The organism is Streptococcus sp. A23 (genome assembly GCF_043674155.1).
In the GTDB taxonomy this organism is placed as follows: domain Bacteria; phylum Bacillota; class Bacilli; order Lactobacillales; family Streptococcaceae; genus Streptococcus; species Streptococcus suis_V.
The window spans coordinates 107,247-119,293 of the sequence record NZ_JBIMJP010000001.1 but is presented as its reverse complement, the minus strand read 5'-3'; the positions used below and the strand labels follow the sequence as shown (position 1 = coordinate 119,293).

Annotated in this window: 9 protein-coding genes; 3 read left to right on the top strand and 6 right to left on the bottom strand. The window is 41.7% G+C overall.

What is annotated here, in order from left to right:
- Window positions 1-5: 5 nt before the first annotated feature.
- The 3 genes from ACHBIE_RS00645 to ACHBIE_RS00635 all read left to right on the top strand — a co-directional run bounded on the left by ACHBIE_RS00645 (window position 6) and on the right by ACHBIE_RS00635 (window position 4,152).
- A complete protein-coding gene (locus ACHBIE_RS00645) occupies window positions 6-1,235 on the top strand; it encodes an aminoacyltransferase (RefSeq protein ID WP_394732451.1) in 1,230 nt (409 codons plus the stop codon).
- Between the two features lie 187 nt (window positions 1,236-1,422).
- Window positions 1,423-2,484 carry a peptidoglycan bridge formation glycyltransferase FemA/FemB family protein gene (locus ACHBIE_RS00640; protein ID WP_394732450.1) on the top strand — a complete coding sequence of 354 codons (1,062 nt, stop codon included), beginning with the start codon at window positions 1,423-1,425 and terminating at the stop codon, window positions 2,482-2,484.
- 27 nt (window positions 2,485-2,511) lie between these two features.
- The gene (locus ACHBIE_RS00635) at window positions 2,512-4,152 is read left to right on the top strand and encodes an oligosaccharide flippase family protein (RefSeq protein ID WP_394732449.1); all 1,641 of its coding nucleotides are present in this window, start codon (window positions 2,512-2,514) and stop codon (window positions 4,150-4,152) included.
- A 53-nt stretch (window positions 4,153-4,205) separates the two neighbouring features.
- Here ACHBIE_RS00635 and tpiA read toward each other — a convergent pair whose 3' ends face one another.
- From tpiA to ACHBIE_RS00605, 6 genes are all read right to left on the bottom strand, one after another.
- Window positions 4,206-4,958: a triose-phosphate isomerase gene (gene tpiA, locus ACHBIE_RS00630; protein WP_044760247.1), complete on the bottom strand. Its 753-nt coding sequence runs from the start codon at window positions 4,956-4,958 to the stop codon at window positions 4,206-4,208.
- Between the two features lie 173 nt (window positions 4,959-5,131).
- The gene (gene tuf, locus ACHBIE_RS00625) at window positions 5,132-6,328 is read right to left on the bottom strand and encodes an elongation factor Tu (protein ID WP_012775011.1); all 1,197 of its coding nucleotides are present in this window, start codon (window positions 6,326-6,328) and stop codon (window positions 5,132-5,134) included.
- A gap of 123 nt (window positions 6,329-6,451) precedes the next feature.
- Window positions 6,452-7,405, bottom strand: coding sequence for an anti sigma factor C-terminal domain-containing protein (locus ACHBIE_RS00620; RefSeq protein WP_105123092.1), 954 nt, complete (start codon window positions 7,403-7,405; stop codon window positions 6,452-6,454).
- Entirely contained in the window at window positions 7,392-7,889 is a 498-nt protein-coding gene (locus ACHBIE_RS00615) for an RNA polymerase sigma factor (protein WP_394732538.1), read from the bottom strand. Before ACHBIE_RS00615 ends, ACHBIE_RS00620 begins: the two co-directional genes overlap by 14 nt.
- Window positions 7,890-8,011: 122 nt before the next feature.
- On the bottom strand, window positions 8,012-10,708 hold the full coding sequence (gene ppc, locus ACHBIE_RS00610) for a phosphoenolpyruvate carboxylase (protein ID WP_105110289.1): 2,697 nt from the start codon (window positions 10,706-10,708) through the stop codon (window positions 8,012-8,014).
- Between the two features lie 8 nt (window positions 10,709-10,716).
- The gene (locus tag ACHBIE_RS00605; protein WP_105110288.1) at window positions 10,717-11,949 is read right to left on the bottom strand and encodes an FtsW/RodA/SpoVE family cell cycle protein; all 1,233 of its coding nucleotides are present in this window, start codon (window positions 11,947-11,949) and stop codon (window positions 10,717-10,719) included.
- Between the last annotated feature and the right edge of the window lie 98 nt (window positions 11,950-12,047).

The window sequence follows — 12,047 nt, the reverse complement described above, 5'->3', positions numbered from 1 at the left end:
AAACTATGACATTAAGAGTAATCACTGAACAAGAATTTCAAGCCCACATTGATCAAGCAAAATCCCAACTTTTTGAGCAATCTCCAGAAATGGCCAGTCTGTTAAAAAAGCGGGGCTATGAAGTGACCATCCTAGGTTATGAAGTAGAAGGAGATTTGAAAGTATCCGCTATCTTATTTAGCACTCCAATTGCTGGTGGACTCCATATGGAACTTCACAATGGACCTATTTGTACTGATGAAACCTATCTTCAGGATTTTTATAAGGGATTACAACACTTCGCAAAAAAAATGCAGGCTATTGAACTCAAGGTAAAACCCTACCAATCCCTACAGGAATTTGATACCAATGGCAATCCAACTACGGACATCAATCATACCATCATTGACCAATTAACCTCTATTGGATACCATCATCAAGGATTACATGTCGGCTATTCTACAGGGGATTGGTACTACATCAAAGATCTGACCGGTCTAACTCAAGAAAATCTATTTCAATCTTTTAGTAAGAAAGGGAAGCCACTCATAAAGAAAGCTAAAACATTTGGCATCTCCATCCGTAAGTTAGAGCGGGATCAATTGGCACTTTTCCAAAAAATAACAGTTGCAACTTCCGATAGACGAGATTTTAATGACAAACCGTTAGAATATTATGAGTACCTATATGATAGTTTCGGTGATAAGGCAGAGTTTCTTGTCGCTAGCTTGAATTTCAAGAACTATTTAGACAATTTGGCTCGAGAACAAGAGGGACTATCAGGTAAGATTGATCAACTCCAAGTTGACCTGCTCCAAAATCCAACTTCAGAAAAAAAGCAAAATCAATTACGCGAACTCAAGAGTCAGTATGAAACATTTGAAATCCGTAAAGAAGAAGCACGAAACATGATAGAAAAATATGGGCAACAAGATGTCCCACTTTGTGCAAGCCTTTTTGTCTACCTAAAAAAGGAAGCCTACTATCTCAATAGTGGTTCCTATCCTGAATTTAATAAATTCTATGCGCCAGCAATACTTCAAGAACATGTAATGCTTGAAGCTATCAAGCGCGGATGCCAGTCCTATAACTTCTTAGGGATAAGTGGACATTTTGATGGAAGCGATGGTGTGCTACGATTTAAGCAGAATTTTAACGGCTATATTAAACGTACACCCGGAGTATTCATGTACTATCCAAATCCACTTAAGCACAGTCTCATTCAAGTTGTCAAGAAAGTTTTAGGTCGATATTGATAAATCTAGGAGGACTCCTATGTCTTTAGAGCTAATAACTGACGAATTGTTCCAGGAACATATCAAAAAAGCGAATCGTCAATTTTACGAACAATCACCCCAAATGGCGACTCATTTACGGAAAAGGGGATATACGGTACAAATTCTTGCCTACGTAGTCGAAAAGGAGATATAGATTTCTGCGATTGTGTACAGTCAGCCAATTGCAGGTGGCTATCGAATGGAGCTACACAATGGTCCCATTGTAACCGACAGCGCCTACTTGCACGATTTTTTTAAACAACTCCAGGATTTTGCAAAAACAAACAATGTGATTGAATTGGTTGTCAAACCCCATATCCCATATCAATACTTTGACAGTCAAGGTACACCAACTTCTGAACCAAATGATCTCTTCATCGAACAACTGACTAGCATTGGTTACACACACTCGGGTTTGCAGAGAGGATTTGATAGTGGCGATTGGTACTACCTTAAGGACCTTTCTCAACTTGATTCTAAAACCCTGCTGCCTTCCTTTAACAAAAACGGTCAACAGCTAGTAAAAAAAGCTAGAGGGATGGGAATTCAGATTGAAAAATTGCCAAAAGAACGGTTAGAACTTTTTAAAGCGATCACTAATGAAACAGCCGAACGAAACGGCTTTTTAGACAAGGATCTAGAGTATTACCACTGTATTTTTGATGCCTTCGGAGAAGATGCCTCATTCCTAAGCGCCTCAATCGATTTTCAAGAATACCTCAACATATTATTAAACGAAAAAGCAGACTATGAGCAGCACCAAAACCAAATCATATCTGATTTTGGTGCTACCCCAACCGGAAAAAAACAAAAAAGTAAACTAGCTAATCTTAACGAGCAACTTCGTAAAATCAAAGAAACTATTGAAGAGGTCAATCGTATTATTGAGAAACATGGAAATGGAGTGACCCCACTAGCAGTAGGACTTTTCGCTTATCTCGACAAGGAAGCCTACTATTTACATAGCGGATCCTCTCCTGAATTTTGTCATTTTCCTGCACCTTCCCTTTTACAAGAATTCGTCATGTTGGAAGCCATAAAACGCGGTTGCCAAACGTATAATTTTCTTTGTTTTAGCGGTCAGTTTGACGGTAAAGACGGCGTCCTACGTTTTAAACAGAATTTTAATGGCTATATCATGAGAACACCTGGTGTTTTTACTTACTTGCCTAGACCCTATAAGTATCAATTCTATCGATTGATCAAAAAACTATTGCGACGCTTGTAACCCCTAGTAGAAATTTTGAGAAAACACATGTCACAAACACAAAAACAACTTACACAAAAAGATCAAATGCTTCGTGGAACTTTTTGGTCCACAATCAGTGATTTCATTAGCAGATTACTCGGAGCACTGTATATTATTCCATGGTATTATTGGATGGGCCAATTTGCAAATGAAGCAAATGCCCTCTTTTCCATGGGTTATAATATTTATGCAACCATCCTACTTTTTTCAACATCAGGTATCAATGTCGCGCTTTCTAAACAAATTGCGCGCTACAGTGTACAGAATCAAACCGAAACAATTGCAGCATTGATAAATGGCTTTTTGAAACTAATGGTTGTCTCTGGCCTCTTCTTTTCCACCTTGATGTACTTCACTTCTCCACTATTATCTGAAGGTATGGGACTCGGACACGATTTAGTCCCAATTCTCCATAGTTTATGCCTTTCAGTCCTTGTATTCCCAGCAATGTCAACGATTCGTGGGATATTTCAGGGCTATGCCAATTTGAAACCAAATGCTCTTAGTCAAATTTGGGAGCAAATCATTCGTGTCATCTGGATGTTATTGACGACGTATATGATTATGCAGGTGGGCAATGGAGACTACAAGGTTGCCGTTATGCAATCGACTTTGGCAGCATTTATTGGTATGGTCGCCAGTGTTATCGTATTGCTTTATTTCCTAAAAAAAGAAGGACTTTTTCACCTTCTAAAAAAACCAAAATCGTCCACATTGGAAATTGATGTTACATCCTTAGTAATTGAAACCTTTAAAGAAGCTATTCCATTTATCATTATCGGATCTGCTATCCAAGCCTACCAGTTGATTGATCAAATGACCTATATACGAGTGATGGAATCCGTAACAAACTTTGATGTCAAACGGTTAATGGTTCTCTACTCATATATGTCGGCCAATCCCAATAAAATTGTCATGATATTAATTTCAATTGTCAATTCAATAGGTGGTATTAGCATCCCACTTTTAACAGCTAATTTCTTGAAAAAAGATCACGAAGCTTCTGCTAGTTTATTGCAACACAATATAAAATTGATGAATCTATTCATCATCCCAGCTCTTACTGGTGCCCTGCTCCTTTCAAATGAACTGTATACTATTTTCTATTCCCAACCGGAATCGATCGCCCTGCAATTATTCAACCATGCACTAATTCAGACATTATTCTTATCCGTGTATGGACTTTTATCACCAACTCTATTAGCATTTTTCGAAGGCAAACGAGCGATTAGTTACTTCCTTATTGGTTTCATCGTAAAACTTATTTTACAGATTCCATTCATCTACCTATTTCATTCAAATGGTCCACTTGCAGCAACTAGTTTGGCTACCTTAACCGCCATCATTCTTATGTATCGCCGTATCCACCAGTTGGTGGGACTTGATCAAAGCCTACTCATAAAACACCTTATCCAAGTTCTATTTGCCACAATCCTAATGGGAACACTTGTCTTCCTTGGGAGAATTGGTCTGGATTTATTCCTAATCGGTACTGGAAAACTAACCATGTTGATTAAACTAGTGCTCTTATCTGGTATTGGTGTTCTTACTTACGGCTACCTAACTCTAAGATCACAGATTCTTGATGATATTCTTGGGACGAAGGCAAATTCTCTACGAAGAAAATTCAACATTACACCCAAATAATAAAAATAGGATTTCCCACCATCACGTCGTAGGAAATCCTATTTTTTATTTTATTAAAAATTTAATAATGCCAAGAAGCTTTCTGCTTCAAGTGAAGCACCACCAACAAGGGCACCGTCAACGTCTGGACAAGCCATGTATTCAGCAACGTTTGATGGGTTTACAGATCCACCGTACTGAACGCGAACCTTGTCTGCAACTTCTTGACCGAAATCAGCAACAACAACATCACGAACTGCTTTACACATGTTTTGTGCGTCGTCTTTAGTAGCTGATTTACCAGTACCGATTGCCCAGATTGGCTCATAAGCAATCACAAGTGATGCTACCTGTTCAGCAGTCAAGTCTTTCAAAGCTGCAGAAACTTGAGCACCTACAAATTCTACTGCTTTACCAGCTTCGTATGTTTCAAGTGACTCACCACAGCAGATGATTGGTGTCAAACCATTACGGAAGATAGCGTGTGCTTTCTTGTTGATGTCTTCATCTGTTTCATGGAAGTAATCACGACGTTCTGAGTGACCAATAACCACATAGTTAACACCCATTTCAGCCAATACTTTTGGAGATGTTTCACCAGTGAAGGCACCAGCATCTTCAAAGTAGCAGTTTTGAGCAGCAACTTTCAATTCAGAATCTTTTGCGAACCACAAAAGTGCGTTCAAATCAACAGCTGGAGCTGCGATAGCTGCTTCGATTTTATCGCCAGCAGGCAATTTACCTGCAATCGCCTCAACGAAAGCTTGTGCTTCTTGAGGATTTTTGTTCATTTTCCAGTTACCGGCAATGATTGGTTTACGTGACATTTCACATACCTCTTCTATTTTTATTGTACAAGGTTCATTATATCACAAAGTCATGGAAGATTAAAGTATTTCATGCCTTTTATGAAAGCATACAGAAAAACTCCCTGCCAGAGACAGAGAGTTTACAATTAAGTTGTCTGACTATAATTGTTATATCTGGGAACGTAATCGAATTAAGCTTCGATTTCTGTAACCATACCTGAACCAACAGTACGTCCACCTTCACGGATAGAGAAAGTAGTACCTTGTTCAACGGCGATTGGGTGGATCAATTCAACGTCGATAGTTACGTTATCACCAGGCATTACCATTTCAGTACCTTCTGGCAATTTGATTGAACCAGTTACGTCAGTTGTACGGAAGTAGAACTGTGGACGGTAGTTGTCGAAGAATGGAGTGTGACGTCCACCTTCTTCTTTAGTAAGGATGTAAACTTCACCTTTGAATTTAGTGTGTGGGTTGATAGAACCTGGTTTAGAGATAACTTGACCACGTTCGATTTCGTCACGTTGTACACCACGAAGAAGCACACCAACGTTATCGCCGGCAAGACCTTCGTCAAGTTGTTTACGGAACATTTCAACACCAGTAACAACTGCTTTAGATTTTTCTTCTTGAAGACCAACGATTTCGATCTCGTCGTTGACACGAACTGTACCACGGTCGATACGTCCTGAAGCTACAGTACCACGACCAGTAATTGAGAATACGTCCTCGACTGGAAGCAACAATGGTTTGTCAGTGTCGCGTTCTGGTTCTGGAATGTACTCATCAACAGTGTTCATCAATTCCATAACGATGTCTTCGTACTTAGAGTCACCTTCAAGAGCTTTAAGAGCTGAACCTTGGATAACTGGAAGATCATCACCTGGGAAATCGTATTCTGAAAGAAGGTCACGGATTTCCATTTCAACCAACTCAAGCAATTCTTCATCGTCAACCAAGTCAACTTTGTTCATGAAGACGATAAGGTGTTTAACACCAACCTGACGTGAAAGAAGGATGTGCTCACGAGTTTGTGGCATTGGACCGTCAGTTGAAGCTACTACAAGGATCGCACCGTCCATCTGAGCAGCACCAGTGATCATGTTTTTAACGTAGTCCGCGTGTCCTGGAGCGTCGATGTGAGCATAGTGACGTTTTTCAGTTTCGTACTCAACGTGTGCAGTGTTGATAGTGATACCGCGCTCGCGCTCTTCTGGAGCAGCATCGATAGACGCATAGTCTTTAGGTTGGTTAACTGATGAAGGCAAGCGACGTGCCAATACAGTTGTGATAGCTGCTGTCAAAGTAGTTTTACCGTGGTCAACGTGTCCAATTGTACCAATGTTAACGTGGGGTTTACTACGATCGTATTTTTCTTTTGCCATTTTGGTAAAAGCCTCCAATAAAATATATTTTATAGATAGACAGTAGGCAATACGGTCTAACTTTACCTTACTATTCTATCAAATTGTAGCAGAAATGCAAGCATTTTCTATTTTTTTTGTGATTTATTCCATGTAGAGCTGATAATAGGGCTGATTTTGGATGGAAGCACCGATGCTTGAGGATGCAATCCAAGTTTGATTTTCTAAGGAAACAAAGTTTTCGGCCGGTCCTGTCAGGATGACACCAGCAAATTCTAGCTTGTCAATTTCCTCCTGCTTGGTGAAGTCTGTATCGCCGAATTTAGCAATGTAGTCTTCTACATCATTGAGAGGAAATCGGTCAAAACTTCCCTTATCTTTTTTTGAGAGTTCAATATATTCCTTCATCATCTGAATACCAGACTTAAACTCCACCTGGTGTTCTGCTGGAATATCAGCTGGAAAACTTCTCAGACTCTGCTCTTTGAAGCCGAACAGCTCATCCGGGGTCACCAAGGTACGGTCCCTGTGACAGGTCCCAATCCAGTACCAATTTTGCTTAAGATTTTCTGGAATCATCTGCTTAATCTGACCCAGTGTGTACTTCTTATCAAATCGAATGGCAACTTCTACCAGCTGACCGTCCATGTCCTTAAGATATTTGAGCTGATTCTTTTCTCCCCATTCCGTAAAAGTGGGAAGCTTGGTATTGCTTGAATAATCATAGAGAAAATCTAAACTAGCCCCTGGGGAGTTCTGAGTAGGGTCATAGTGCATACTAAAGAGGGTAAAGTAGACTTCCCTTTGACCAAAAGAAATAGGGACACCAGCTATATCCTTGCTCAAATTATAGTAGATTTTACCTGAAAGAAATCCCGTTTCTTGTATTTTTATCCCGTCATGGCGAATGTTGGGATAGGCGATTTCTGTCAGCAAATTGTACCGTTCTCGCTCGCTATTAATGCGTGCACCGTAAATCATTTTAACCATCCAAGAACCAATAAAAAGAAAAACAAAACCAATGAGCAGGGATAAGCTGATTGTTTTTAGCAGGTGTTTCCTTCTACTCTTCTTGGTTACAATTTCAAAAGTCTTCATAGTGATACCCCTTTTCTGTCAAGGTCTTGGCCAATTGTTTCCGCCCTCTGTGGAGATTGATTTTAACTAAGCTTTGAGATTGACCTAAAATTTTGGCAATCTCCTTGGTTGTCATCTCCTGAAAATAGTAGAGGTCCAAGACTAGCTGATACTTGCTCGGCAGCTCTGCTATTGCCCGATAGAGCGGCTCATAAGACCTGTCGTCAAATTTTGTCCAACCATTTTGGTGGAAAAATTCCTTCTGTAAGATGTCATGATAATGTTTGTCCCGCCTGTATTTGTCAATGTAAGCTCGGACAGCCGATCGATAGAGCCAGGCCCTGAGTTTCTCGAAAGGAAGGACAATATCGGAGGTGAGAATTTTGACCAGAACATCCTGGGCAATATCCTGGCTATCTGAAGGATTGGCGCCTGACTGTTGCAGATAGTAGGAAATTTCCTCAGCTATAGCAATGACTTCTTTTTCATAATCATCTAGTTTGATACTGCTCCCCTCCCTTCACTAATCTAACGAATGAATCTGCAATCGGTTACACAACTTTTCTATATCCATTATATATTTTTTGACAAGCAAAAAACAACCTCCGCAGAAGTTGTTTTCGTCTCTTATCCTGAATTTCGGAGACCTGTCGCCACACCGTTGATGGTGATGTGAATCAGGCTTTCCTGCTCTTTGCTGAGCTCCCCACGACGGAGGCGGTTAATGAGCTCAATTTGGATATAGTTAAGAATATTGAAGTAAGGCATGCGGTAGTCCAGACTGGCCTTGAGGAAAGGCAGTTCGTCTAGCAACTCTTCATGTTGCTCAATAGACAAAATCATGTCTTTAGTCAGCTGCCACTCATCTAAAATGGCATGGAAGATATTGCGAACTTCCTCTGTCTCACACATTTTGGCGTATTCAAAGGCGATGTTCATATTGGACTTGGATAAGACCATGTCTACATTTGACAAGAGTGAACGGAAGAAAGGCCAGCTCTCGTACATTTTTTGTAGTTTAGCTAGATTTTCAGGCGCCTTGTCAATATAGCGTTTGAAACTAGAACCAACACCATACCAACCTGGCAGCATGACACGGTTTTGTGACCAAGAGAATACCCAAGGAATGGCACGGAGCCCACCGATTTCAGTAATGGTCTTACGGGCTGCTGGACGAGAACCGATATTCAAACTGGAAATCTCACGGATTGGCGTCGCGGCAAAGAAGTAATCGTAGAAACGAGGATTATTGAAGACCAGGTCGCGGTAAATAGTATAGCTATCCGCCACAATCTCATCCATGGTTTCACGGTAACTACCAATTTCATCCGGATCCGTAATCATCTGCGTTACCATACGATCCAGCGTTGCAGACACCAGCATTTCCAAATTGTAGTAAGCTGCGTCCTTGTTACCATATTTATTACCAATCACCTCGCCCTGCTCGGTCAAACGGATACGGTCTTTGATAGAACCGAATGGCTGGGAGGTAATGGCATCATATGATGGACCACCACCACGACCAACCGTACCACCGCGGCCATGGAAGAAGGTAATCTTGACACCATTTTCTTGACCGATTTGGGTCAATTCATTCTGAGCCTTGTAGAGGGTCCAGCCTGATGACAGATAACCACCGTCTTTATTGGAATCCGAATAGCCCAACATGATTTCCTGGTAATATTTATTGCCAGCAATCCAGCGTTTGGTCAGGTCTAATTTCAGATAATCACGCATGGTAGCAGCAGCATTGTCCAAATCTTCAATGGTTTCAAAGAGTGGAACAATCTGAACACGGGCCTTGTCGACATCAACCAGACCAACCTCCTTGAGCAAGACTGCCAATTCTAGCAAGTCTGATACGCTCTCTGAGTGGGAAATGATGTGCTGTTTGATGACCTCTTCACCCAGCTTATCCTTGAGTTCACGCGCTGTAGCAAAGATTGCCAACTCTTTTTCCAACTGCTCTGACTTGGCTACATGGGTTGCTGACAGGATGCGTGGGTCTGTTTCCAATTGTTTGAGGAGCACATGGCACTTAGCCTCTTCTGACAGGCTTGAATAATCTTCAACGATCCGTGCAGATGCTAGGAGCTCTGCTACACTTGCTTCTAAGATAGATGAATCCTGACGCATGTCGATGCTGGCCAAGTAGAAGCCGAAGGCTTCAATCGCTTCTAAAATCTCTGTCAAATCTCCCTTAATCAGTGCCGCTGTTTTATTTTCTTTCAGGGATTTCTTGATAGCCAGCAGGTCAGCCTTGAAAGCAGCAACGTTTTCATAGCGATCATCAGTTGGTTTGTTGTGCACGAGGTAATCACGCGTGTTTGCCAACTTCATCTGGATATAATGGAAGGCACGGCGGTAGGGTTCGTTTTCACGATAGACAGACTGATCCTGTGACAAATCAGCCAATTGCTGAACTGCCGGACTGACCTTGACAATAGTGGTCGACAGTGAGAAATTACGGTAGAGCTTGTAAAGCTGCTCATCGTAATAGTTCATAATCACTTGGCACTGGGTCAGGGCTGATAATTTCAAGGTTTCGGCCGTCACAAATGGGTTTCCGTCACGATCACCACCAATCCACATACCCATGGTAATAGGACGCGGATTATCCAACTCAATGCCCTTCTCGGCAGCCAGACGCTTGTACTCTCCTTGGAGCTTGGTCACTGCCTTAATGAAGGAGGAATTGTAATACTCCATGACATTGGTAATTTCATTGGTAACCTTGAGTTTCTTCTCCCGTGTCATATCCGTCTGCATGATGATTTCGATATAAAGACGCAGTTGGTCTTCCCACTTGGTCCGGTTCATCAAGCCCAATTTGACATCGCGGTAACGACGGAGCAATTCGTGGATATGCTTGGTCAAATCCAGCATGGACTGGCGTTGAACCTGAGTTGGGTGGGCCGTCAAGACAGGAACGACATTGAGTTTTTCAAGGATTTCAGCCGCATCTTCATGTTTGGACACCATATCAATTGTTGTGGAAATTTTTCCTAGATAATCATGACCAATATTATTTTGATGGTTGATTTCATAGGCCAAGTCCACATCTTCAGAGATGTTAATCAAGAGAGGTAAGATAGCGAAATAGCGAGAAATCACAGCCAATTCGTCATTGTCTAACTGGCCGATAATATCAATCAAGGCCTGGTAATCATCCTCATGTGAGAGCTGAGAAAGCTCCAAAATCTTCTGAAAGGTATCTGCAGACATCATCTGTCCAGCTACCTCTTCAAGGATAGTGGTCAGGATAGCAACTTCTTCCTTGATAGCATCCTTGTTGTTGTAGTTTTCTAACTTCTGAATTTTCATATTTCTCCCTAACTTTCTGTTTTAGCCATAGTCTGCTCTATTTCCTCTTCCCAGAGCTCCCGTTTCTCATTTGCATCAACATTTAAAACAAAGGCAATTCCTATAGAAATAACCAACAAGCTATTCCCTCCTTGTGATAGGAAGGGGAAGGTCACTCCCGTAGCAGGAATCAAGCCGGAAATACCACCGACATTGACAAAGGTCTGAATCAGCATCATCCCTGCTACTCCCAAAGCCATCATGGAATTGAAGGGGCGTCTAGCCCGGATACCCACCACAATAATTCTCAATATCAAAAAGAATAAGAGGGCGAGAATCAGGGAGGCTCCGACAAAGCCTAATTCTTCGATGACAATGGAAAAGACAAAGTCTGTATGGGCTTCTGGCAGATAGCCATTTTTCTCAATAGAATTTCCCAAGCCTCTGCCCAGCCAACCGCCATTACTCATGGCGTAGTAAGAATTGGTCAGCTGCAAACCTGATTCTGTCGCGTTTTCAAAGGGATTGAAGTAGGCTGAGAAGCGACGGGCAATATAGCCAAAGACGGGAATCCGTGCCACCAAATCAACCCCTAAAATCCGAATGGAGCCCAACAAAATGGTTGCTCCCAGGACCAAGCCCATCAGGACTGTTGAGAACCAGCGATAAGCCACACCACTGACCGTTACCATGACCAAAATAATCAAAACTACAATCGTAGCATTCCCCAAATCGGGTAGGCTTGCTACCAACCCCAGGAAAAACAGGCTGACAATCCGCCAATCATTAAAGGCCTTGGGCATCCAGCTTCCCTTAATCAAGGCCTGGTAATCATAAACCTGGATATCCCTCTGCATAGCGGAAAATCGTGCCGCCAGGTACCAGACAATCAATAATTTCAAGTATTCCGCCGGTTGGAGACCGATGATCCCCCCCGGTCCCAAGCGAATCCAACCGTGGGCACCATTGACCGGATCAAAGAAATGCGACGCGACCAACATGGCTACTTCCAAGAGGAGAAATAAGCGAATCAGCCCCCTCTTCTTCAGGACCGTCAATTTCATCCGGTAGATGATAGACATGGCTACCAAACTCAGAATCCAGAAAAGTCCCTGGCTAATGACCATGCTAAAAGGATTTCCGCCCTTTTGTATTTGTAGGGCACTGGTTGTTGAATAGACAATAATCAAGCCAATCACTGAAAGAATCAGATAGGGCAAGAGAATAGAATAGTTCAGCAAATGCCGTTTATCAATCTTCATTGGTCCTCCTATAAAAAACAAGTTCTATGCTGTATATTATTTCTATTATAGCATAGTTTCATCAAAAAACGAGAGAATAGCCAAGCAGATTCAAAAAT